The organism is Lysobacter sp. Root604 (assembly GCF_001427505.1).
In the GTDB taxonomy this organism is placed as follows: domain Bacteria; phylum Pseudomonadota; class Gammaproteobacteria; order Xanthomonadales; family Xanthomonadaceae; genus Lysobacter.
In genome coordinates this window covers 163,108-185,797 of record NZ_LMGS01000010.1, presented here as the reverse complement: position 1 = coordinate 185,797, position 22,690 = coordinate 163,108, and the positions used below count along the sequence as shown (strand labels likewise).

At 68.2% G+C, this 22,690-nt stretch carries 23 protein-coding genes, 1 tRNA gene, 2 pseudogenes and 1 riboswitch; of the genes and pseudogenes, 15 read left to right on the top strand and 11 right to left on the bottom strand.

From position 1 onward, the window contains the following. Positions 1 to 105: 105 nt before the first annotated feature. A riboswitch (cobalamin riboswitch) is annotated at positions 106 to 338 on the bottom strand. A 752-nt stretch (positions 339 to 1,090) separates the two neighbouring features. Both ASD69_RS22985 and ASD69_RS15940 read right to left on the bottom strand, forming a co-directional pair. After that, the gene (locus ASD69_RS22985; protein WP_056180446.1) at positions 1,091 to 1,495 is read right to left on the bottom strand and encodes a TfoX/Sxy family protein; all 405 of its coding nucleotides are present in this window, start codon (positions 1,493 to 1,495) and stop codon (positions 1,091 to 1,093) included. Continuing rightward, positions 1,492 to 1,974, bottom strand: a complete 483-nt coding sequence (locus ASD69_RS15940) for a GAF domain-containing protein (protein WP_056180443.1) — start codon at positions 1,972 to 1,974, stop codon at positions 1,492 to 1,494. The genes ASD69_RS22985 and ASD69_RS15940 overlap by 4 nt, the downstream gene beginning before the upstream one ends. Positions 1,975 to 2,053: 79 nt before the next feature. Between ASD69_RS15940 and ASD69_RS15935 the strand changes: the two genes are divergently transcribed. The 4 genes from ASD69_RS15935 (at position 2,054) to ASD69_RS15920 (ending at position 7,973) form a co-directional block, all read left to right on the top strand. Beyond that, positions 2,054 to 2,809 (top strand): TMEM175 family protein, encoded by a 756-nt coding sequence (locus ASD69_RS15935; RefSeq protein WP_162250666.1) that lies wholly within the window; start codon positions 2,054 to 2,056, stop codon positions 2,807 to 2,809. Then, positions 2,806 to 3,477, top strand: coding sequence for a dethiobiotin synthase (bioD, locus tag ASD69_RS15930; protein ID WP_157489462.1), 672 nt, complete (start codon positions 2,806 to 2,808; stop codon positions 3,475 to 3,477). The genes ASD69_RS15935 and bioD overlap by 4 nt, the downstream gene beginning before the upstream one ends. A gap of 127 nt (positions 3,478 to 3,604) precedes the next feature. After that, positions 3,605 to 4,771 (top strand): efflux RND transporter periplasmic adaptor subunit, encoded by a 1,167-nt coding sequence (locus ASD69_RS15925; RefSeq protein ID WP_082576558.1) that lies wholly within the window; start codon positions 3,605 to 3,607, stop codon positions 4,769 to 4,771. Positions 4,772 to 4,787: 16 nt separating this feature from the next. Beyond that, positions 4,788 to 7,973, top strand: coding sequence for a multidrug efflux RND transporter permease subunit (locus tag ASD69_RS15920; protein WP_056180434.1), 3,186 nt, complete (start codon positions 4,788 to 4,790; stop codon positions 7,971 to 7,973). Between the two features lie 708 nt (positions 7,974 to 8,681). Here ASD69_RS15920 and ASD69_RS15915 read toward each other — a convergent pair. The 3 genes from ASD69_RS15915 to ASD69_RS15905 form a co-directional block, all read right to left on the bottom strand. Further along, positions 8,682 to 9,083 (bottom strand): phasin family protein, encoded by a 402-nt coding sequence (locus ASD69_RS15915; protein WP_056180431.1) that lies wholly within the window; start codon positions 9,081 to 9,083, stop codon positions 8,682 to 8,684. 239 nt (positions 9,084 to 9,322) lie between these two features. Then, entirely contained in the window at positions 9,323 to 9,676 is a 354-nt protein-coding gene (queD, locus tag ASD69_RS15910) for a 6-carboxytetrahydropterin synthase QueD (protein WP_056180428.1), read from the bottom strand. A 126-nt stretch (positions 9,677 to 9,802) separates the two neighbouring features. After that, positions 9,803 to 9,879 (bottom strand) — tRNA-Met (locus ASD69_RS15905). Positions 9,880 to 9,994: 115 nt separating this feature from the next. Between ASD69_RS15905 and ASD69_RS15900 the strand changes: the two are divergent. The 4 genes and pseudogenes from ASD69_RS15900 to ASD69_RS15885 all read left to right on the top strand — a co-directional run. Continuing rightward, positions 9,995 to 10,474: pseudogene (locus tag ASD69_RS15900) on the top strand (RNA pyrophosphohydrolase); the annotation flags it as partial. 211 nt (positions 10,475 to 10,685) lie between these two features. Then, on the top strand, positions 10,686 to 10,889 hold the full coding sequence (locus ASD69_RS15895; protein ID WP_056180423.1) for a (2Fe-2S)-binding protein: 204 nt from the start codon (positions 10,686 to 10,688) through the stop codon (positions 10,887 to 10,889). Between the two features lie 143 nt (positions 10,890 to 11,032). Then, positions 11,033 to 11,503: a bacterioferritin gene (gene bfr, locus ASD69_RS15890; RefSeq protein WP_056180419.1), complete on the top strand. Its 471-nt coding sequence runs from the start codon at positions 11,033 to 11,035 to the stop codon at positions 11,501 to 11,503. 194 nt (positions 11,504 to 11,697) lie between these two features. After that, positions 11,698 to 12,159 carry a hypothetical protein gene (locus ASD69_RS15885; RefSeq protein ID WP_157489461.1) on the top strand — a complete coding sequence of 154 codons (462 nt, stop codon included), beginning with the start codon at positions 11,698 to 11,700 and terminating at the stop codon, positions 12,157 to 12,159. Positions 12,160 to 12,240: 81 nt separating this feature from the next. On the opposite strand, the gene ASD69_RS15880 is transcribed toward ASD69_RS15885, so the two are convergent. After that, on the bottom strand, positions 12,241 to 12,822 hold the full coding sequence (locus ASD69_RS15880) for a DUF4126 domain-containing protein (RefSeq protein ID WP_056180415.1): 582 nt from the start codon (positions 12,820 to 12,822) through the stop codon (positions 12,241 to 12,243). Positions 12,823 to 12,888: 66 nt separating this feature from the next. On the opposite strand from ASD69_RS15880, the gene ASD69_RS15875 reads away from it, so the two are divergent. The 6 genes and pseudogenes from ASD69_RS15875 (at position 12,889) to ASD69_RS15850 (ending at position 17,451) form a co-directional block, all read left to right on the top strand. Further along, a complete protein-coding gene (locus tag ASD69_RS15875) occupies positions 12,889 to 13,623 on the top strand; it encodes a DUF6776 family protein (protein ID WP_056180412.1) in 735 nt (244 codons plus the stop codon). A gap of 2 nt (positions 13,624 to 13,625) precedes the next feature. Then, positions 13,626 to 13,997, top strand: a pseudogene (locus ASD69_RS15870) (polymer-forming cytoskeletal protein); the annotation flags it as partial. A gap of 93 nt (positions 13,998 to 14,090) precedes the next feature. After that, a complete protein-coding gene (locus ASD69_RS15865; protein ID WP_056180406.1) occupies positions 14,091 to 14,819 on the top strand; it encodes a DUF6776 family protein in 729 nt (242 codons plus the stop codon). A 241-nt stretch (positions 14,820 to 15,060) separates the two neighbouring features. Beyond that, positions 15,061 to 15,438: an iron-sulfur cluster insertion protein ErpA gene (erpA, locus tag ASD69_RS15860; RefSeq protein WP_056180404.1), complete on the top strand. Its 378-nt coding sequence runs from the start codon at positions 15,061 to 15,063 to the stop codon at positions 15,436 to 15,438. A gap of 65 nt (positions 15,439 to 15,503) precedes the next feature. Then, entirely contained in the window at positions 15,504 to 16,403 is a 900-nt protein-coding gene (nudC, locus tag ASD69_RS15855; protein ID WP_056181247.1) for an NAD(+) diphosphatase, read from the top strand. Positions 16,404 to 16,551: 148 nt separating this feature from the next. After that, complete coding sequence (locus ASD69_RS15850; protein ID WP_056180401.1) at positions 16,552 to 17,451, top strand: hypothetical protein; 900 nt, start codon at positions 16,552 to 16,554, stop codon at positions 17,449 to 17,451. Positions 17,452 to 17,484: 33 nt separating this feature from the next. On the opposite strand, the gene ASD69_RS15845 is transcribed toward ASD69_RS15850, so the two are convergent. The 4 genes from ASD69_RS15845 to ASD69_RS15830 form a co-directional block, all read right to left on the bottom strand. After that, the gene (locus ASD69_RS15845) at positions 17,485 to 17,760 is read right to left on the bottom strand and encodes a CD225/dispanin family protein (RefSeq protein WP_056180396.1); all 276 of its coding nucleotides are present in this window, start codon (positions 17,758 to 17,760) and stop codon (positions 17,485 to 17,487) included. A 61-nt stretch (positions 17,761 to 17,821) separates the two neighbouring features. After that, positions 17,822 to 18,244, bottom strand: coding sequence for a DUF2752 domain-containing protein (locus ASD69_RS15840; RefSeq protein ID WP_056180393.1), 423 nt, complete (start codon positions 18,242 to 18,244; stop codon positions 17,822 to 17,824). Between the two features lies 1 nt (position 18,245). Beyond that, positions 18,246 to 18,575, bottom strand: coding sequence for a CD225/dispanin family protein (locus tag ASD69_RS15835; RefSeq protein ID WP_056180390.1), 330 nt, complete (start codon positions 18,573 to 18,575; stop codon positions 18,246 to 18,248). A 137-nt stretch (positions 18,576 to 18,712) separates the two neighbouring features. Continuing rightward, the gene (locus ASD69_RS15830; protein WP_056180387.1) at positions 18,713 to 20,596 is read right to left on the bottom strand and encodes an MFS transporter; all 1,884 of its coding nucleotides are present in this window, start codon (positions 20,594 to 20,596) and stop codon (positions 18,713 to 18,715) included. A gap of 313 nt (positions 20,597 to 20,909) precedes the next feature. On the opposite strand from ASD69_RS15830, the gene ASD69_RS15825 reads away from it, so the two are divergent. Beyond that, positions 20,910 to 21,191, top strand: a complete 282-nt coding sequence (locus ASD69_RS15825; RefSeq protein ID WP_056180385.1) for a hypothetical protein — start codon at positions 20,910 to 20,912, stop codon at positions 21,189 to 21,191. Positions 21,192 to 21,321: 130 nt separating this feature from the next. Here the strand turns inward: ASD69_RS15825 and purD are convergent, their stop codons facing one another. Next, positions 21,322 to 22,617, bottom strand: coding sequence for a phosphoribosylamine--glycine ligase (purD, locus tag ASD69_RS15820; protein WP_056180382.1), 1,296 nt, complete (start codon positions 22,615 to 22,617; stop codon positions 21,322 to 21,324). Positions 22,618 to 22,690 lie beyond the last annotated feature (73 nt).

Below are 22,690 nucleotides of genomic sequence, written 5' to 3'. Positions count from 1 at the left end.
GGCGGTGGAGCCGCGCCGTCGATCGAGGGAGTCGCGAGGAGAGAGGGGCCGCGAATGCGGGCGCTGAACGCGCCGACGGTCGCCGCCGCGACGCCCTCCGCATCGCAACCAGTCGCGCGTCGGGGCCGGTCTCCGGACTCGCGAGCCGGGACCGGGGTCCCGTGCGCGGCGCCTTCCCGTGCTGAGCACAGTGGCGGTTGCCGCGGTCGACTCGCTTACCGTTGCGGGGGCAGTGCCGGGCTGGCCCGATCGCGCTGTCGCAGCGCTGGGGCGTCACCGGCTTCCCGTTTCAACCCTGACGGCGGATGCCGGGGGTCACCTCGAAGCGCGCGCAGTCTACGCGATCGGGGGCGCAGGGGCCAAAAGGAGCGGGGGGCGTGGCCATTAGCCCCTCATCCGCCCTGCGGGCACCTTCTCCCGCAAGCGGGAGAAGGGAAGATCAAGAACCTCTCCCGCAAGCGGGAGAAGGGMAGATCAAGAACCTCTCCCGCAAGCGGAAAGGGGGAGATCAAGAACCAGCGCTGTGAGCCCCTCTCCCGCTCGCGGGAGAGGGGTTGGGGTGAGGGACGATGCGGATGCGTTGCTTGAACCCCGCCACGTGCCCTCATCCGCCCTGCGGGCACCTTCTCCCGCAAGCGGGAGAAAGATCAAGAACCTCTCCCGCAAGCAGGCAGGGGAAGATCAAAAGCTAGCGTTGCGAGCCCCTCTCCCGCTYGCGGGAGAGGGGTTGGGGTGAGGGCCCGGCGCGAGTGCGTTGCTTGAACCYCGCCGCGCGCCCTCATCCGCCCTGCGGGCACCTTCTCCCGCAAGCGGGAGAAGGGMAGATCAAGAACSTCTCCCGCAAGCGGAAAGGGGGAGATCAAGAACTAGCGCTGTGAGCCCCTCTCCCGCTCGCGGGAGAGGGGTTGGGGTGAGGGCCCGGCGCAGAGCGCGCAGCTCCAACTTCATCCCGGCTCTTCATCCGGTCCGCAGCCCGTCCTGAGCCTGCCGAACGGGGCACCGCCTCCCACTGTTGGGAGCAGGGAAAGCCAGGTCGGGGGCGTAACCAAGCGCCGCTAATCCGCGCCGCAAAGCGGAACGCAGGACTGCCTTACTCCCGCTCTTCCGCCTCGTCGCGGCCTTCGCCCGCAGGCTCGTCGTCGAAGCCGTCGTCGTAGGACGGCGGCATCGCCACGGTGTCCTCGGTCAGCACGGTGGTGCGCACCGGGCCGGCGGCCGGGCGGTTGCGCGGCGCGGGCAGCAGGGCGGTGGCGGCCTCGGCGGCGGCGATCAGTTCGTTGCGGCGCTGGTCGGGGATCTCCTGCCAATGGCAGTCCAGCAGGGCGCCCTCGATCGCGTACAGCAAGTTGAGCGTCGGTTTGAAGCCCGCGCGCTTGACCCGCATGAAAGCCTCGACCGTGCCGATCGCGGCGATGTCCTCGTGCGAGCGCAGGCCGACCTGGCGCAGCCAGGCCGCGCTCTTGGGGCCGATGTTGCGCAGCTTGGCCGCGGTCATCGCAGCGACTCCACGAAGGCCTGGGCGATCGCTTCCAGGCCGCGCTGGTCGTCGGCGTCGAAGCGGTCGAGCTTGGGGCTATCGAGATCGAACACGCCGATCAGTTCGCCGTTCAAGGACAAAGGCACCACCAGTTCGGAGTTCGACGCCGAATCGCAGGCGATGTGGCCCGGGAAGCGGTGCACGTCGGCGATGCGCTGGGTCTGGCCGCTGGAGGCCGCCGCGCCGCACACGCCCTTGTCGAGCGGGATGCGGATGCAGGCCGGCAGGCCCTGGAACGGCCCGACCACCAGCTCGCGGCCGTCGTAGAAGTAGAAGCCGACCCAGTTGAGGTCCGGCAGGGCGTGATAGACCAGCGCCGACAGGTTGGCGGCGTTGGCGACACGGTCGCGCTCGCCCTCGATCAGGGCGCGTGCCTGGGCCAGGAGCAGGTCGTATTGTTCCGGCTTGCTGCCGGACAGGGGGTTGGCGGCGAACATACCGCGAGTGTAGCAGCGGCACGCCCGGGCATTACCATGGCCGGATACCGCCCCCCCAAGCCCGCTGCCGAGGATGCCGATGACCGAGTCTGGCTCGACCATGCCCGCCTTCCGCGAACGCGGCCATCAGGTGACGCGGCTGGAAAGCTTCGTCGACGCCGCGTTCGCGTTCTCGCTGACGATGCTGGTGATCCTGTTCAACGAACTGCCCGACACCGTCGCCGAACTGCGCGAAGCGCTGCGGCGGGTGCCGACCTTCGTGTTCTGCTTCGTGCTGCTCGCCTTGTTCTGGGGCGCGCACAATCGTTGGAGCCGACGCTACGGACTCGACGATGGGCGCTCCAACGTGCTCAGCCTGGCCCTGGTGCTGGTGGTGATGATCTACGTCTACCCGCTGCGCATGGTGGTCTCCAGCGCGATGTCGATGTTCACCGGCGGCTGGGTCAAGAGCGAGTTGGGCATCGACCCGGCGCATTGGAACGCCGACCTGCAGACCGCCTTCATGGTTTACGCGGTGGGCTTCGGCCTGTTGTCGTGGATCGTGTGCGAGCTCAACCGGCACGCCTTGCGACGCGCCGACAAACTGGGTTTGACCGCGGCCGAGCGCTACGAGACCGGCACCGAGATCGGCCTGCACTGGATCCTCACCGGCACCGCCGTGCTGAGCCTAGCGCTGAGCGGCCTGGCGCTGGCCTGGCCCGGCGAGAACGCGCCGGGCCTGATCGCGGCGCTGCCGGTATGGGTGTACGCGGCCTTGGGCGCGGTCATGCCGGCCTACGCCGTGCGTCGCAATCGCCGATGGTTGGCCCATCAATCGAAGGAAGCCGCCGCTTGAGCGCACGCAGTTATTTCGTCACCGGCACCGACACCGGCATCGGCAAGTCGGTCGCCAGCGCCACGCTGCTGCATGCACTGCGCGCGCGCGGGCTGCGCGCGGTCGGCATGAAGCCGGTCGCGAGCGGTTGCGAGCTCACGCCGGAGGGTTTGCGCAACGAAGACGCGCTGCTGTTGCAGGCGGCCAGCGCGCCCACGCCCGCCTATGCGGACATCAATCCCTATGCCTTGCGCGCACCGCTGGCGCCGGAGCTGGCCGCGGCCGACGACGGCGTCGAGATCGCGCTGCCGACGCTGCTGGCCGCGCACGCGCGCCTGGCCGCGCAGGCCGAGGTGGTGGTGGTCGAAGGCGTCGGCGGCTGGGCGGCGCCGCTGTCGGCGAGCCTGGACCAGGCCGAGCTGGCGCGCGAACTGGACGCGGCGGTGGTGTTGGTGGTCGGAATGCGGCTAGGCTGCATCAACCATGCGCGCCTGACTGCGCGTGCGATCGAGGCCGACGGCCTGCGCCTGGTCGGCTGGATCGGCAATGAGATGGACCCTCATATGGACCGACGCGATGACAATTTCCGTTTACTGCGTGAGCGCCTGCCCGCACCGTGCTGGGGCCGCCTGCCGTACGCCCCCGAACCCGACGCCAGCCGTTTTTCGCACTTGCTCGAGGTGGCATGACGGCGCTGGCCCCGTGACTTATGGGGGGTGGGGCCAAGTAGCAGAATGCTAGACTTTTCAGTATAGGAATTAGCGGCAACCACCGAGCGATCGCGCTCTAGACAACGATGGAACCGGAGTCTTTCCCATGATCATGATCCCGCGCTCCGCGGCCCTGGCCTTCGCGTTGGCCCTCGCACTCTCCGCTTGCGGAGGTGGTGGCGACGAACAAGCCGGCGGTGCGCCGCCGCCGCCGGAACTGGGCGTGATCAAGGCGCAGCCGGCGAACGTGCCGCTGCAGAAGGATCTGGTCGGCCGCCTGGCCGCTTACCGCAGCGCCGATGTGCGTGCGCGCGTACCGGGCGTATTGCAGCGCCGCGTGTACGCCGAAGGCAGCGACGTCAGCGAAGGCCAGGTGCTGTTCCAGATCGATCCCTCGCAGATGCAGGCCGAAGTCGGCCAGGCCCAGGCCTCGCTGGCCTCGGCCGAAGCCAACTACGCCAACGCGCGCGCCGCGGCCGATCGCGCGCGCCGCCTGGCGCCGGAGAAATTCATCTCCCGCTCCGACCTCGACAACGCGCTCGCCGCCGAACGCAGCGGTTCGGCCGCGGTGAAGCAGGCCGAGGCCGCGCTGGCCAACGCGCGCATCAACCTGGGTTACGCGACCGTGCGCTCGCCGATCAACGGCCGCGCCGGCAAGCAGCAGGTCACCGAGGGCGCGTTGGTCGGCCAGGGCACCGCGACCCTGCTGACCACGGTCGATCAGATCGACCAGCTGTACGTGAACTTCTCGCTCAGCGTGTCCGAGCTGGAACAGATCCGCCGCGCCCAGGCCGGTCAGGCCCAGGGCGAAACCCAGGTCCAGGTGGTGCTGCCCGACGGCACGGTCTATCAGCGCCCGGGCGTGATGGATTTCTCCGGCGACGTGGTCGATCCGGCCACTGGCGCGATCGCGCTGCGCGCGCGCATCCCGAACCCGGACAAGACCCTGCTGCCCGGCACTTACGTGACCCTGAAGGCCACTCTGGGCAATCAGGCCAACGCCTTCCTGGTGCCGCAGGCCGCGCTGCAGCGCGACGCCGGCGGTCCCTATCTGCTGGTGGTGGGCGCGGACGGCAAGGTCGCGCGGAAGGGCGTGACCGCCGACCGCAGCCAGGGCGGCAATTGGGTGATCAGCAGCGGCGTGGCCGCGGGCGATCAGGTCGTGGTTTCCGGCATCCAGCGCGCCGTTCCGGGCGAGGCGGCCAAGGCCACGCCGTGGCAGCCCGAGGGCGCCAAGGGCAAGCCCGATGCCGCCGCGCCGGCCGCCAAATAAGGACTGAGCGAACGCCATGTCCAGATTCTTCATCAATCACCCGGTCTTCGCCTGGGTCATCGCGATCCTGATCACGCTGGGCGGCGTGCTCGCGATCTTCAATCTCGGCGTCGAGTCCTATCCCAACATCGCCCCGCCTCAGGTGGGGATCTCGGCCAGCTACCCCGGCGCCAGCGCCGAAACCGCCGAGGGCGCGGTCACTCAGGTGATCGAGCAGCAGCTGACCGGTATCGACAACCTCGACTACTTCAGTTCCTCGTCCAGCGCCTCGGGCGGCTCCTCGATCACCCTGACCTTCGCGCCGGGCACCGATCCCGACATCGCCCAAGTCCAGGTCCAGAACAAGGTCGCACTGGCGACGCCGCGACTGCCGGAGGAAGTGACCCGGCAGGGCGTGGTGGTGGCCAAGTCGAATTCGAACTTCCTGATGGTGGTCGCGCTGCGCTCGGAAAATCCGGGCGTGGACACCAACGCGCTCAGCGACATGATCGGTTCGCGCGTGCTCGACCAGATCGCGCGCGTGCCCGGCGTGGGCAGCACCCAGCAGTTCGGCAGCGAATACGCCATGAACATCTGGCTCAACCCCGAACAGCTGCAGGGTTACGGCCTCTCGGCCACCCAGGTGCTGAACTCGGTGCGCGGCCAGAACGTGCAGTTCGCCGCCGGTTCGATCGGCGCCGAGCCCTCGCCGAAGGAACAGGCCTATACCGCCACGGTCTCGGCCGAGGGCCGTTTCAGCACGCCCGAGGAGTTCGGCAACATCATCCTGCGCGCCAACGCCGACGGCACCACGGTGCGCCTGAAGGACGTCGCCCGGATCAAGATCGGTGCGCAGTCCTACGGCTTCGAGGCGCGCTGGAACGGCGCCCCGACCGGCGCCTTCGCCGTGCTGCTCAGCCCCGGCGCCAACGCCCTGGGCGTGGCCGAGGCGGTGCGCAAGCGCATGGACGAGCTGCAGACCAGCTTCCCGCAGGGCGTGAAGTGGTTCTCGCCCTACGACACCTCGACCTTCGTGCGGATCTCGGTGGAGGAGGTCGTCAAGACCCTGCTCGAGGCGATCGCGCTGGTGTTCCTGGTGATGCTGATCTTCCTGCAGAACCTGCGCGCCACCCTGATCCCGACCCTGGTGATCCCGATCGCCTTGATGGGCACCTTCCTGGGCATGTACATCCTCGGGTTCACCATCAACCAGCTCAGCCTGTTCGGCATGGTGCTGGCGATCGGCATCGTGGTCGACGACGCGATCGTGGTGATCGAGAACGTCGAACGCATCATGACCGAGGAGGGCCTCAACGCCCGCCAGGCCACGATCAAGGCGATGAGCCAGATCAGCGGCGCGGTCATCGCGATCACGGTGGTGCTGGCGGCGGTGTTCATCCCCAGCGCCTTCCAGGGCGGTTCGGCCGGCGAGATCTACAAGCAGTTCGCCATCACCATCGCCATGGCGATGGGCTTCTCCGCGTTCCTCGCCCTGGGCTTCACCCCGGCGCTGTGCGCGACCATGCTCAAGCCCACCGAGCACCACAAGTCGAACTTCGTCTTCCGCGGCTTCAACACGGTCTACAACAAGGTCGCCAACACCTACGTCGGCCACATCGGCAGCGCGGTCAAGCACGCGCCGCGCTGGATGGCGGTGTTCGTGGCGCTGGCGGTGCTGTGCGGCTTCCTGTTCACCAAGTTGCCGGGCAGCTTCCTGCCGGAAGAAGACCAGGGCTACGCGCTGGCGTTGGTGCAGTTGCCGCCGGGCGCGACCATGCGCCGCACCCAGGCCGTGTTCGACGACATGCGCAAGGCCCTGGAGAAGCAGGAAGGCTACGACGGCATGATGGAAGTGGCCGGCTTCAGCTTCGTCGGCCAGGGCGAGAACATGGGCATGGCCTTCATCCGCCTGAAGCCCTGGGACGAGCGCAAGGTCGACGCAAGCACCTTCATCCAGACCACCTACGGCACCCTGAGCGGCATCCGCGACGCCCAGATCTTCGTGATCAACCTGCCCACCGTCAGCGGCCTGGGCTCGTTCGGCGGCTTCGACATGTACCTGCAGGACCGCGGCGGCAAGGGTCGCGAGGCGCTGACCGAGGCCCGCAACATCCTGCTCGGCAACGCAGGCAAGAACCAGGCGCTGGTCGGCGTGCGCCCGAACACGCAGGAAGACTCGCCGCAGCTCAAGCTCGACGTCGACCGTGTGCAGGCGCAGGCGATGGGCCTGTCGGTGAACGACATCTACAGCTCGATCCAGCTGATGCTGGCGCCGGTGTACGTCAACGACTTCGTCGACAACGGCCGCATCAAGCGCGTGACCATGCAGGCCGATGCGCAGTACCGCACCGGTCCGGAAGCCTTGGCCCGGTTCTACACGCCCAACCCGTCGGCGGCGACCAACGTCGACGGCAGCGCGGCCGACCGCACCACCAACGCGATGATCCCGCTGACCAACGTGGTCCACAGCAAGTGGATCATGGCCTCGCCGTCGCTGACCCGCTACAACGGTTATTCGGCGGTCGAGATCGTGGGTTCGCAGGCGCCGGGGCATAGCTCGGGCGAGGCCATGAACGCGATGCAGGCGATCGTCGACAACGATCTGCCGGAAGGCTTCGGCTACGACTGGACCGGTCAGTCCTACCAGGAAATCCTGTCGGGCAATCAGGCGCCGATGCTGATGGCGCTGTCGATCCTGGTGGTGTTCCTGTGCTTGGCCGCCCTGTACGAGAGTTGGTCGGTGCCGGTGGCGGTGCTGCTGGTGGTGCCGCTGGGCGTGCTCGGCGCGGTGGTGTTCTCGCTGCTGCGCGGTCTGCCCAACGACATCTACTTCAAGATCGGCCTGATCACGGTGATCGGCCTGGCGGCGAAGAACGCGATCCTGATCGTGGAGTTCGCGATCGAGCAGCGCCAGGCGGGCAAGACGCTGCGCGAGGCGACCATCGAGGCCTGCAAGCTGCGTTTCCGTCCGATCCTGATGACCTCGTTCGCCTTCATCATGGGCGTGATCCCGCTGGCCATTTCGTCCGGCGCGGGCGCCAACTCGCGGCACGCGATCGGCACGGGCGTGATCGGCGGCATGGTCTTCGCGACCTTCCTGGGCGTGTTGCTGATCCCGGTGTTCTACGTGGTGGTGCGTCGCCTGCTGGGCGACAAGCTCGACGAGGCGCCGAAGATCGTGCGTCATGACGACGAGCCGCCGGCGGCCAAGCCTGCGGTCTGATCCGGATCCGCTGTTACTGAAAAGCCCGCCGAAAGGCGGGCTTTTCTTTGGCGCGCTTTAAGCATTTAGCCTTCAACTCCTCCTTTTTTAGCCTTTGACTTCCTCCTTTGAAAAAGGGTGAAGCTATGCGGTTTACGAGCCGCAGGTTCGTGCACGGCTGAACGCCAGCGAGCTCTTGCCACTAGCTCCCTCCTTTGTAAAAGGAGGGTTGGGGAGGATTTGCTGTTGCTTCGCTTTCGTCTTTTCTGACCGAAGGTCAAAGGCTTCCGCCTGCTGCGCATGCGGGTCACTTTCTCTTGCTAGCCTTGCGAGTTCGGTGCCTGCGCCGGGATTTTTCGAATGGACATCCCTGTCCATTCGAAAAACGGCGCGCGTCCTGCGCGCCGCCCTTCGGGTCTACGCCTGGTCGTGCGAGTGCGTGACTTTTGGATTTGAATGCAACGGCAACGGCAGCCGCGTTATCCCTTTGCGGTCATCCCCGCGAAGGCGGGGATCCAGTGGCTTAAGAGCGCTGCTGGAGCGCTGACGCCGTGGGTCTCGGCCATCGCGTGCGATGAGCCGAAGCCGAACCGTAGCGTCGCGTCTTCGATGCCTCGGATCGCTACTGCCAAACCCGACCCCCAAACCGCGCCCAACAAAAAACCCGGTAGCTGGCGCTACCGGGTTTCGTGTCCGTCGGGGGTACGACGAGGAGAGAGACCTTGCGACTTACTTGGCGGCGACCTTGGTCGCGGCCTTGGCGGCCTTCTCGACGTTGGCCTGGGTGGTCTTGGCGGCCGACTCGATCTGCGACTTGGTCAGCTCGCCGATGGCTTCGTTGGCCTTCAGGGTGCGGCCGAAGACTTCCTGGCCGGTGCTGACGGCGCGCTCGACGTTCTCGCGGGCGACCTGCGCGGCCTTCGGCCACAGGGTCTTGAGGCTGTCGAAGTCGCGGGCTTCGGCGGCTTCGCCGAAGAAAGCGAAGGTGGCGTTGACGCGCTCTTCGATCGCGGCCAGCTGCAGGCCGAACACGGCCTCGGCGTTGTCGAGGGTCAGACGGTTGACCTGAGCGGCCGTGTCAGCGAACTGACGCGTCGCGGCGGCGAACTGCTCGTTGAACTGCTGGTACATGGCGTGCTCCTAGAGATTCGGGTGGTCCGGGCCGGGGGAATGCCCGGATTGTGCGGTGCAGCATAATCCGGCTTTTGTTGCGTTGCAACATGGAACCGACCAGCGGTTGCCGACCGTTCATGCGGTCTTTGCAATCAACCACTTACAGGGTGAGCGGCGGTCCGGCGCGGCCCAGGATCGGCCGCGGCGATGACCGCGCGATGACGAAAAGGCGGCAGGCTCGGCCGCTCGGGCGGGGCTCAGCCGCGGTAGCGGCAGCCGGAGGTGCAGGTCTCGTGGACCACGATCTCGCTCAGCAGCGGCAGCGCCGGCTTCAGGCGTTCCCAGATCCAGATCGCCAGCCGCTCGCTGGTCGGGTTGTCCAGGCCGGGGATGTCGTTGAGGTAGTGGTGGTCGAGCTGGTCGTACAGCGGCTGGAACGCCTTTTTGACGTCGCTGAAGTCCATCACCCAGCCGCTGTGCTCGCCAAGTTCGCCGTCCAGATGGACCTCGACCCGGAACGAATGGCCGTGCAGGCGCGCGCATTTATGGCCTTCCGGCACGTTCGGCAGCCGGTGGGCGGCTTCCAGGGTAAAGACCTTGAAGATGTTCATGGCGTCATTGTGCGGCAAGCCGCTGCGGTCGGCGATCCGGCCATTGGCGAGGGCGTGAGAGGGCGGCGGATACGAAAAAGCCCGCTGGCGGCGGGCTTGAACTGCGGCGCCAGGCGCCTGAAACGATGGTGGCTATGGGTGGACTCGAACCACCGACCCCAGCATTATGAGTGCTGTGCTCTAACCGGCTGAGCTACATAGCCACGGGGAACCGCGAATTATTCATGCCGGGGCGGGTGCCGTCAATCGTCCCGGGCCGGCTTGTCGTCGGGCGGGGGCCGTGGCAGAGTCGGTCGCAGTGAATTTGGAGTCCGCATCGTGATCGATCCGGACGGCTACAGGCCTAATGTCGGCATCGTGCTGATGCACCCGGACGGCCGCCTGTTCTGGGCCCGACGCGTGCATCGCGACGGCTGGCAGTTCCCGCAAGGCGGGATGAACACCGACGAGACGCCGCTCGAGGCGATGTACCGCGAGCTGCGCGAAGAGACCGGCCTGCTGCCGCAGCATGTCGAAGTGCTGGGCGCGACCCCGGGCTGGCTGCGCTATCGCTTGCCGCAGCGGGCGATCCGGCGCAACGACCGGCTGGTCTGCATCGGCCAGAAACAGGTCTGGTTCCTGCTGCGCCTGACCGGCCAGGAGTCCGACCTGCGCCTGGACCTGACCGACAAGCCCGAGTTCGACCACTGGCGCTGGGTGGACTTCTGGTACCCGGTCGAACACGTGGTGGTGTTCAAGCGCGGGGTCTATTCCAGCGCCCTGCGCCATCTGGCCCCGTTCGCGCGCAGCATCGCCGGCGCCCAGGCGGTGCCGGCGCCGGGTCCGGACCCGCGCGCTCAGCTGGACCCGCGTGCGGGCGGCCCCGGGCGCAATCGCCAGCGCCCGCGCGCCCGGCAACCGGGGATGAACGTCCGCGGCGGCCAGGACCCGTCGTCGAATTGACAATCATTCGCATTCCTGGCGAAATGGACCTGCAGCCGATCCGGCTGCCTGCCCGCCCAACGCCACCGTGTACGTCTGCATCTGCAACGGAGTCACCGAACGCGACATCCTCCAGGCCGCCGAGGCCGGTTGCCGCAGCGTGCCCGAACTGACCATGCGTACCGGCGCCGGCGCCAACTGCGGCAGCTGCCTGGACATGGCCTCCGAATTGCTCGAGCGCGCCCGCGCGCTGCGCGATCTGCCGCTGCCGGTATTGCAGCAAGCCGCCTGATCGTCTCCCGCGAGCGCCGCGCGTTCGCGAACTCCTTAAGTTTTCCGCGCCGGCGCGTACGCGAAATGCACTCGATTCGCGTTCCGTCACGGCCTGCGCGAAAGGGCTAGAGTGCCCGCCATTGCAACTGCCGGAGCACGGCCATGAAGGGCGACGCCAAGGTCATCGAGTTCCTCAACAAGGCGCTCTATAACGAGCTGACCGCGATCAATCAGTACTTCTTGCACGCCAAGATGCTGAAGAACTGGGGTCTGAAGGAACTGGCCGATCACGAGTACCACGAGTCGATCGACGAGATGAAGCACGCCGACAAGTTGTCGGAGCGCATCCTGTTCCTCGACGGCCTGCCGAATTTCCAGGCCCTGGGCAAGCTGCGCATCGGCGAGAACCCGCGCGAGCTGCTCAACTGCGATCTGGCGCTGGAGCTGGAAGCGCTACCGGTGCTGCGCGACGGCATCAAGCACGCCGAAGCGGTCGGCGACTACGTCAGCCGTCAGTTGTTCGCCGACATCCTCGACTCCGAGGAAGAGCACATCGACTGGATCGAAACCCAGCTGGCGCTGATCGATCGCCTGGGCGAGCAGAACTACTTGCTGACCAAGATCGAAGAGTAAGCCGGCGCGCCTCGCGCGCGGCCGTCGCATCCAGCCAGCCATCGGGCGCGCCAGGCGCGCACCGTCGCCAGCCAGACATCCGAGCCACCGGTACGCCGGTGGCTTTTTTGTGTTCGGGGAGTGTTAGCCCGGGCGTTTCCCGGCACAGTCTTATTTGGTGTCAAATACCGCAACCGCTCAAGGAGACGGGTGCGATGGGAGTGCGCGGCAAACGTTGGCTGATGCTCGTCGGCATAGGCGCTGCGGTCACCATGGCCGCCACGGCGGCGGATCCTGCGAGGCTGGCTATCGCGGGGATCGGGGTAGGGAGCTTCGAGAAGGACGTCGTGCGAAAACTTGGCAAGCCTCGTAGCCGAACCACGGAAGAGGGCTACATCATGGCCACGTTGCACTACGACCGTTCGGCGTACTTCCTCGATGAGGATGACCGTGTGGTAGGCATGCGCTCGTCGAATCCGCGTAGTTGTTTCGAGCGCGTCGTCTGTCCCGGCATGCCGCTGTCCGAGGCGAGAAAATATCTATCGCGGATGCTGCCCGTGCCAACTCACGATCCGAAAGGCCTGGCGTTCGTCGATCCCGGAGGCAGCGGCTGTTGGGTCGAATTGACGCCGAAGGGCAAGACGCTCGCGAGCCTCGCGATCAAGTGTGAGCCCTGAGTTCGTTGCGCCGATCCAGCTCGATGCGCGAGGCCGAGCTGTCGCGACGGGTCGAAGATTCGGGGTGGGCTAGAGCCGGCCCTATGCGGCGCTGACCTTGGGCGCGCGCCGGAAAATCAGGCGCCAGACCCACCACAGCAGCAGGGCGACGACCAGGCTGATCAAAGCGACCAGCGACAGCGCGATCCAGGGGTGGGCGAACACCAGGGCCAGGGTGCCGACCACGGCCAGGTCTTCGCCGACCGAGGCGGTCCAGTTGGTCACCGGTTCGGGCGAGGTGTTGAGCAGCACGCGCGAGCCAGCCTTGAGCAGGTGGCTGCCCAGGGCCACGCCGGCGCCGGTGGCCAGGGCGCCCGCGCCGAGCTGGCCGTCCGGGGACAGGGTGGCGGCGGCCAGGAAAGCGCCGACCGGCACCCGCAGCAGGGTGTGCAGCAGGTCCCAGCCCGAGTCCACGCCGGGGATCTTGTCGGCGAAGAATTCGGTGGCGGCGAGCACGCCGGAGACGCCGATCACCCACGGCGACTCGGTCGCCTGCAGGGCCTGGGGCAGGTCCAGCCAGCCCAGGGCGCCGGCGATGCCGACCCCGAACACGGTCATGTAGACCCGGACCCCGGCCAACCAGGCGAGAACTACCCCAACTGCGAACAGGTGCGCATCGGACACGGTGGCAACCCCGCTAGACTTGTCGGCCAAGTATAGAACCACCGGCGGCCCCCGCCGCTCCGTCGCATGGCCAAGCCACCACCGCCCCGTTTCGTCATCGTCCAGCAGCAGCCCGACCGACGGCCGTTGATCGCGGCCGTGGTGGCGGCGATTTGGCTGGCGTCGCTGGCTGGCGCCTGGGCCTGGGCGACCTGGCGCGCGGCGCCGCAACTGCCCAAGGTCAGCGCCGAGCTCGACGCCGTGCGCGCGACCCTGCGCGAGCGCCAGGCCCGTCTGGACCAGCTGGAACAGCGCGAGGCCACCTTGCAGCGTTCCGACCAGATCAGCCGGGTCGCCAACAAGCAGATCCAGGGCGCGCTGGCCGATCGCGAGGAAGAGATCGCCGACTTGCGCGCCGACGTCGCCTTCTACGAGCGTCTGGTCGGTTCGACCGGCAAGCCGCAGGGCCTGAACGTGCACTCGACCCAGTTCTCGCCCGAGGCGGGCGGCACCTGGCGCTACATGATCGTCCTGACCCAGAACCTCAACCGCGGCGCGGTCAGCGCCGGCCGGCTGGAGTTCGCGGTCGAGGGCGTGCGCAACGGCAAACTGACCACGGTCGGCTGGGCCGAGCTGCATCAACGCCCGGCGGCGCCGGCGCAGGACTATTCTTTCCGCTACTTCCAGCAGCTCGACGGCAGCGTGATGCTACCGGCCGGCTTCACTCCGCAGCGCGTACGCGTGTCGCTGCGAGGCGGGGACGCCTCGGTGGAGCAGGCGTTCGACTGGCGCAGCGGCGCTACCGTCACCGGGGAAACCTAAGCATGTTCAAGAACAAACCCACCCAGCTCGCGGCCGGTCAGGTCGACACCATGATCGGCCCGCAGGTAGTGATGCGCGGGGACCTACAGTTCAGCGGCGGCCTGTACATCGAGGGCCGCATCGTCGGCAAGATCGTGGCCGAGCCGGGCCAGCCGGCGGTGCTGACCCTGGCCGAGAACGGCAGCATCGAGGGCGAGGTGCATGCGCCGGTGGTGATCATCAACGGCGAGCTCACCGGCGACGTCTACGCCGCCGAGCGCGTCGAGCTGGCGGCCAAGGCGCGCGTGCTGGGCAACGTCCACTACAAGGTGGTCGAGATGATCGCCGGCTCGATGCTGACCGGCCGCCTGATCCATTCCGACACCGCCGGCGCGCCGCGCGCGGGCGCTGAAGCTCCGGTGACCGCGCACGCCCTGGCCGACTGAGGGGAGATTGCGCCGGCCCGCGCCGCGCCCTATTAATGGGGCATGGCCGAATCCGAACCGCGCAGTCCCCAGAACGCGCCCCGCCACTGGCGCTACGCCGCCGGCGTGGCGATGGCCGGCGTGCTCGCGTTCGGCGCCTGGGGCCTGTGGCGCGCCTGGTCGCCGCCGCCGCCCGCGGCGCCGGCCGGCTCCGACGCGGCGCGGGACGCGCGCGCCGAACACGCCGAACTCGAGCAGCTGCGCCAGCGCGTGACCACGCTGAGCCGATCGGATCAGATCAGCCGCGAGGCCAACCGCGACCTGCAGGGCACCCTGTCCGAGCGCGACGAGGAAATCGCCGGCCTGCGCGCCGACGTCGCCTTCTACGAACGCCTGGTCGGCTCCACCGCGCAACGCCGCGGCCTGGCCGTGCACGCGCTGCGGGTGCAGCCCCAGAACGGCGGGGCCTGGCATTTCACCAGCACCCTGACCCAGAACCTCAACCGCGGCGCGGTCAGCGCCGGCCGCCTGACCGTGGCCCTGGAAGGCAGCCGCGGCGGCAAGCTGCAGAAGCTGGCCTGGGACGACCTGCGCCAGCAGCCCAATGCGCCGGGCCTGGCCTATTCGTTCAAGTACTTCCAGCAGATCGAAGGCGACCTGTTCCTGCCCGCGGGCGTGACCCCGGTGCGGGTGGTCGTGCGCCTGACCCCGCAAAGCGGCTCGGCGGTGGAGCAGTCGTTCACCTGGGCCGAGGCTACGCGCGAGGGCAGCGGGGCGACGGCGGCGGAGTAGGGGTGGGCTAGTCGGCTCTGCGGAAACCCCGATGCGCGATCGCTTTTGCCCGTGATTCCCGCGGAAGCGCAGCCCGCCTATGCGGGAGTGGCGACTGGAGAGTTTCGACCGAATTGCGACCGCGCCAGACCGCGCAAGCCCCTCACGTCGAGGTCCGCCGCGCCGCGATAGCAGCAACGATCAACCGCAGCGTTCGATCCGCGAGCTTGAATGCGGGGCCTTCGCCCCCCATCCTGGAGGGATGGAAACGATCACTGCCCTGCCCACGGCGCCGGACTACCAGTCGCTGGAGCGCCCGTTGGATTTCACCGCCTCGGCGGCGACCAAGGTCCGCGAGCTGATCGCGGAAGAAGGCAATGCCGCGCTCAAGCTGCGCGTCTACATCCAGGGCGGCGGCTGTTCGGGCTTCCAGTACGGCTTCGAATTCGACGAGCAGCAGGGCGAGGACGACCTCGCCGTGCAGACCGACGGCGTCACCCTGCTGGTGGATCCGCTGAGCCTGCAGTACCTGATGGGCGCGGTGGTCGATTACACCGAAAGCCTGCACGGTGCGCAGTTCGTGATCCGCAATCCGAACGCTAAGACCACCTGCGGTTGCGGCTCCTCGTTCGCGGTGTGAGCGACGCCGCCGACCAACCCGAGCGCGCGCCTTACGCCTTCGTCGAAGCCGGCAGCGATGCCGCCGTGCGCGCAGCCTTGGACCGTGCCGACCATCTGCGCGACCAGCCCGAAGCGCTGACCGCGCTGTGGCCGCAGGCGCGGGTGATCCTGCTGGACGAGTCCGGTCAGGCCCTGGCCGACGACGATGGCCAATTGCTCGCGCCCAGCGGCGCCGAACTCAGCGCCGGTCCCGGCGGAATCGGGGCGGCCGTGTTCCTGGGCCTGGCGCCCGACGGCGGCGGCTGGTTCGCGCTGGAGTCGGCGCTGGCCGCGTTCGAAGCGCCGCGCCGGGTCGATCTGCGCAACGCCGCCGCGCATTGGCCGGCGCTGCACGCCAGCGTGTTCGCGCAGGCGCGCGCGCTGCAGCATTGGCGCACGCGCAACCGCCACTGCGGCGTCTGCGGCGGCGAAGTCGGGTTTTCGCGCGGCGGCTGGCAAGGCCGCTGCGCGCAATGCGGCGCCGAGCACTATCCGCGCACCGATCCGGCCGTGATCGTCGCCGTCAGCGACGGCGAGCGCCTGCTGTTGGGCCGCCAGACCGGCTGGCCGGCGCGTCGCTATTCGGTGCTGGCCGGCTTCGTCGAGCCCGGCGAATCGCTGGAGCAGACGGTCGCGCGCGAAGTGTTCGAGGAGGCCGGCGTGCGCGTGCAGCGCTGCCGTTACCTGGGCTCGCAGCCGTGGCCGTTCCCGGGCGCGCTGATGCTGGGCTTCTTCGCCGAGGCCGGCCCGGACGAGCCGCAGGTCGGCGACGAGCTGGAAGAAGCGCGCTGGTTCACCGCGCAGGAAGTCCGCGAGGCCCAGGCCCGCGGCGAGCGTCCGCCGCGCGAGGACGACCAGGGGCCCCTGCTCTCGCCCAGCATTTCGATCTCGCGCTGGCTGATCGATCAGTGGCTGGCGGCCGCCGAGGCACGTGCTACGCGTTGAGCCACGGTAGAATCGGCGCTGGCGGACGTTGCAGAGCGTTCCGCCGGATGGCCGGTTCGGCCATGACGGCGGTACGCGCCAGGCGCGCGCCGCCCACGCATACAACGGACACCTTCATCGGATTGGCCACGCCGGGAGCCGGGACGCAATGTCAGAAACGCTGATCGCCGCCGTCGTCGCGCTCGTGCTCGGCCACCTCGCGCAGTCGCTGGCGGCCTCGGTGCGGCACTACGGCTGGTACGCCGATTGGCTGCGCTGGCTGGGCACGCGTTTTCCCGAGGACAGCATCTGGCGCGGCCGCTGGGGCATCGCGCTGGCGCTGGTGCCGCCGCTGCTGGCGGTGGGCTTGTTCCAACTGGCCCTGGACGAGCCGCTGTACGGGCTGGCCGGCCTGGTGTTCGGGATCGCGGTGCTGTTCTACGTCTGGGGCCCGCGCGATCTAGATCTGGACGTGGACGCGATCGTCGCCGCGCCGGATGCGGCCTCGCGCCGCGAAGCCGCCTCGCGGCTGTGGCCGCAGGGCGCGACGCCTTCGTTGGACGGCGGTTCGCTGGTCGAGGCGGTGTTCCGCAACGCGTTGCGGCGCTGGTTCGGCGTGCTGTTCTGGTTCCTGGTGCTGGGCCCGTTCGGCGCGGTGTTGTACCGCCTGACCGAATTGGCGGCCGAAGGCGAGGGCGCGCAGGAATTGCCCGGCGAAACCGCCGTGGGCGCGCGCACGCTGTTGGCGATCCTGGAATGGCCGGTGGCGCAGCTGCTGACCCTGGCGATGGCCCTGGTCGGCAATTTCGACACCGTGCTGGGCGCCTGGCGCGAATCCGGCGGCGCCGCGCTGAGTCTGGACAACCGTTTCCTGGGTGCGATCGCGCGCGCGAGCGTGAAGATCGAGCTGGCCGAAGAGGCCGCCGACTACGCCGAGGACAACGGCAACGCGACCCTGGCCAGCGCGGAGCTGCCCGAATTGCGCGACGCCATGAGCCTAGTCTGGCGCAGCCTGCTGGTGTGGCTGGCGGTGCTGGCGCTGTTCGTGATCGCCGGCTTCGTCAGCTGATCGCCTGACGGCGACCCCTGACCGACCGCGGGCTCATTGCCCGAGCGCGGCGCCGAGCACGGCGAGTCCGCCGAAGAACACGAACCACAACACGATCGCGACCGGCAGCGCGACCACGGATGCGATCGCCCAGTTGATCGCGCTGCGCGAGGCCGCGCGCGCGCCGGCGATGTCGCCCGCGGCGCGTTTGCCGTCTACCTGCGCGGCATACACGATCGAGACCACGCCCAGCGGCAGGCAGCAGAACAGGGTGGACAGGATCGCCCAGACCAAGTGATTGGGGACGTATTCGCCGTGAGGTGCGTTCATGCGGTTCTTCTGCAAAGGGGACGGTGCGCCGCGTTCGCGGCGCCGAGACGGAGGATGCGATTCAGCCCGGCGCGAGCCAGCTGAAAGGCCACCAGGGCAGGTTGCGCGCGATCCAGTAGCCGAAGATCAGGCTGAGCCAGAACTTGCCGCTGAGCAGCAGGTCGATCGCGCGTTTGGGCAGGGGCAGGCGATAGCCCATGCCGTGCGCGATCAGCAGCGGCATGGCCGGGATCACCACGAACAACAGCGGGTTCATCGCCAGTGCCTGGCCGAGGTCGCCGTGGACCAGGCCGTGCATGGCGCGGGTGCTGCCGCAGCCCGGGCAATACAGCCCGGTGAAGTGGAAGAACAAACAGCCCGGTAGCGGGCTGTCGGGCGCGTTCGGATCGACGCGCCGCAACAGCCAGACGCCGGCCCCGGCCGCCGCGAGCGCGGCGGCCGCAGCCGTCGCGTGCCACAGTCGGGGCTGGCGCAACGCGGTCATATCAACGCGCGTTCTGCATCTGCTGCATCATTTCCATGTACTGAGCGGTACCGCCCATCATGACGTAGCCGATGTTGAGCAACAGGCCGACGGCGACCAGCGCGGTCGCGACCCAGCACCAGATCTTGGCGTTCTCGGAGGCCTTGCGCGCGCCTTCCAGATCGCCCGCATTGGACTTGCTGTTGACCTGCGAGCCGTAAACGATGCCGACGATGCCCGGCGCGCAGCCGAAGATGCAGCACAGGCAGAAGCCGAGCACGGTCATGCTGATCGACCAGGCCAGGTAGTTTTGAATCGGCTGCGCAGGCGTGGCCTGAGGCGGCTCGTACATGGGTGTCCCCTATCCTTGTTGTGTTTGTGATCGCCGGCACGCGCCGACGCCCCCTTGCCCATCCTAGCAGCGGCTTGCGACGGCTGTCAGTCCTGAATGGGCTTTAGCGGGGTTTTGCCGGCGCCGGGCCGGCATCTTCAGGCGGCGTCGCCGCGCAGCGCGCGCACCTGCGCTTCCAGGCCCTCGGCGCTGGCGGCGGCGCCGTCCACCGGCGCGGCCGCGACCACCTCGACCTGGGCGCGGAAACGCCGCGGCACGCGCATGCGCGACATGCGCGAATCGCGATGGCTCCACATGCTGGTCCACATCCCGCGCAAGGCCATCGGGATCACCGGCACCGGCTGTTTTTCCAGGATGTGCTCGACGCCGGACTTGAACTTGGCGATCTCGCCGTCCTTGGTCAACGCGCCCTCGGGGAAGATGCCGACGATCTGGCCGTCGGCGAGCGCGGCCTCGATCTCCTCGAACGCGCGTCGCATGATCTCCGGATTCTCGCGCGCGCCGGCGATCGGGATCGCCTTGGCGGTGCGGAAGATCCAGCTCATCACCGGGATGTTGAAGATCTTGTAGTACATGACGAAACGCACCGGGCGCGGAATGCTCGCGCTCAGGATCAGGGCGTCCATGTAGCTGACGTGGTTGCACACCACCAGCGCCGCGCCCTCGTCGGGGATCTGCTCGACGCCCTTCACGCGCAGCCGGTACAGCGCGCGCACGAGCACCCAGCTCATGAAGCGCATCAGGAACTCGGGCACCAGGGTGAAGATCCAGATCGCGACCAGGGCATTGGCGATCGCCAGGCCCAGGAACACCTGCGGAATGGTCCAGTGCAAGTAGCGCTGCACGACCACGCCCAGCACGGCCGCCGACACGATGAAGCCGGCGTTCTGGATGTTCATGCCGGCGATCACACGCGACAGCTCGTTCTTGGGCGAACGGCTCTGGATCAGCGCGAACAGCGGCACCACGAAGAAGCCCGCGAACACGCCGATGCCGACCAGATCGACCATCACCCGCCAGGCGCCGGGCTGGCCGACGAAGCCGGCCACATCCAGCCCCGTGACGGTCGCCGCGCCGGTGCGGGCGAAGTACAGGTCGACCATGAAGGCGGTCATGCCGAACGCGCCCAGCGGCACCAGACCGATCTCGACCGTGCGCGCCGACAGCCGTTCGCACAGCATCGAGCCTACGCCGGTGCCGATCGAAAACAGCGCGAGCGCGAAGATGTACAAGGTCGGCCCGCCGCCGAGGTTGTCCTCCGCGTAGCCCGGCAGCTGCGAGGTCAGCACCGTGCCGACGAACCAGAACCACGACACGCCCAGTACGGCGTTGCGCACCGCCGGCTGGCGCCGGGTCATGCGCATGATCTTCACCGACTCGGGGAGCGGGTTCCAATTGATCGCCAGGTCCGGCTCGCCGGCATCGGCGCGCGGAATCATGCGGCTGACGATGTTGCCGGTGATCGCCAACAGCACGATCGCGGTCGCCGCGACCACCGGGCCGTGGGTGCCGGCGAGGGTGAAGATCAGGCCGCCGAAGATCATGCCGGCCAGGATCGAGATCGAGGTGCCCATCTCGACCAGGCCGTTGCCGCCGGTGAGTTCCTCGGGCTTGAGCACCGAGGGCAGGATCGAATACTTGACCGGCCCGAACAGGGTCGACTGCAGGCCGGTGCCGAACAGCGCGACCAGCAGCACCGGCAGGCTCTGGGTCAGGAAGCCGACCGCGGCCAAGGACATGATCGCGATTTCCATCGCGGTCGTGATCCGGATCAGCTTGTGCTTCTCGAGCTTCTCGGCGATCTGGCCGGCGGTGGCGGAGAACAGGAAATAGGGCAGGATGAACAGCGCCGGCGCCAGGTTGGTGTAGAGGGTGCGCTGCTCGTCGCTAACCCCCAGATAGAACAGCAGGCCGATGATGGCCTGGCGATAGACGTTGTCGTTGAACGCACCGAATGCCTGGGTCAGGAAGAACGGCAGGAACCGCCGTTGCTTGAGCAGCTCGAACTGGTTGTGCGCCATGCGGCCTGCGGGTCCGGTCAGGTCCGCACGTCGATGTGCGGCTCGTGCGAAGGGTTCGCCGGTGGAGCCTAGCAAACCCCCCTGACGGGGTGTAGCGGTACCGGCGAGGTAGCGGAAAACTAGCCCCGCGATGCCATCGGCCTAGCCTTGGCCGCCCTGCATCGTCGCCTAGACGGCGCTGGGGTGCCGGCGAGCTGCCCGGAGCTCGTCCTGGGTGACCGGTGAAGGCCGCGTGTGCAAGGCGCGATCCGTTTCGCGGGCAGCCAGCTTGGCCTGGCTACCCTGAGGCCCAGCTTGTGCAGAGGAGGTTGCCATGTCCGCCGATAACAAGACGCCGTTGGATCACGTGAACTCGGCCTTGAACCAGCTCAAGGAAATGCGTCACTACTCCAAGAACTATGTCGAGCAGCTGACCGCGCAATGGCTGCTGTTCGACGGCGAGCTGTCGAAGTTGAAGCTGGCCGCGCACATCGAGGATCTGATGGTGCGTCAGGGCGAGTTGTACGAGGCTTTGGAGAAGGAGATCGCGGAGTTGGAGGAGGTGGCGGTGTCCTTGCAGCCGGCGCCTGAGGAGGCGGCTGGGGCGGCGCACTAGTTGCGGTGGTCGCGCCGGTGCTTGTGTTGGCGCGATCGCGGCTTACGCCGCTCCCACAGAGAGCGCTAAAGAAAACGGCCGGGAGCGCGATGCTTCCGGCCGTTTGTTTTTGCGTGCGGCGATGTCGGGCTTAAACCTGCGCGGCGCGCTCGCGCTCGATCGCGCGCCAGCCAATATCGTGGCGGTGGAACTCGCCGTGCCAGGAGATGCCGGCCACCGCTTCGTAGGCGCGGTGCTGGGCTTCGGCCACGCTGGCGCCCAGCGCGCACACGCACAGCACGCGGCCGCCCGCGGTCACGACCTGGCCGTCGACCAGTTGGGTGCCGGCGTGGAAGACCTTGCTGTCCTCGGGCAGGGGCACGTCCCAGGCGCTGATCGGATCGCCGGTGCGCGGCGTCTCCGGATAGTGCTCGGCGGCCATCACCACGCCCAGGGACGGGCGCGGGTCCCACTGGGCCTGCGTCTCGTGCAGGCGGCCGTCGATCGCGGCCTCGACCAGGTCCAGCAGGTCGGACTGCAGGCGCAGCATCACCGGTTGGGTTTCCGGGTCGCCGAAGCGCACGTTGAACTCGATCACCTTGGGCGCGCCAGCCTTGTCGATCATCAGGCCGGCGTAGAGGAAGCCGGTGAAGGGGATGCCGTCGGCGATCATGCCGCGCACGGTCGGCTCGACCACTTCGCGCATCACTCGCGCATGCACTTCGGGGGTGACCACCGGCGCCGGCGAGTAGGCGCCCATGCCGCCGGTGTTGGGGCCGGTGTCGCCGTCGTGCACGCGCTTGTGGTCCTGCGAGGTCGCCATCGGCAGAGCGGTGCGGCCGTCGACCATGGAGATGAAGCTGGCCTCCTCGCCGTCGAGGAATTCCTCGATCACCACGCGCGCTCCGGCCGCGCCGAAGGCATAGTCGGCGAGCATGTCGGTGATCGCGGCTTCCGCCTCGGCCAGGGTCATGGCGACGATCACGCCCTTGCCGGCGGCCAGGCCGTCGGCCTTGATGACGATGGGCGCGCCCTTCTCGCGGACGTACTCCAACGCTTCCTCGACATGAGTGTGCACGGCGTAGTGCGCGGTCGGGATCTGGTGGCGGGCCAGGAAATCCTTGGCGTAGGCCTTGCTGCCCTCGAGCTGGGCCGCCGCCGCGGTCGGCCCGAAGATGCGCAGGCCGGCGGCGCGGAAGCGGTCGACCACGCCCGCGACCAGCGGCGCCTCGGGGCCGACCACGGTGACCGCCACGCCCTCGGCCGCGACCAGGGCCAGCAGGCCGTCGATGTCGGTCGCGGACACCGCGACGTTGCGGCAGCGCTCCTCCGTCGCGGTACCGGCATTGCCGGGGGCGACCAGCACTTCGTCGATGCGGGAAGACTGGGCCAGCTTCCAGGCCAGCGCGTGTTCGCGCCCGCCGGACCCGATGACGAGAACCTTCATACGTGCTCCAGGGAAATAACGGATGGGGAGAGGCTCATGAGCCATGGGATTTTACGCCACCGGCCGGGACGGG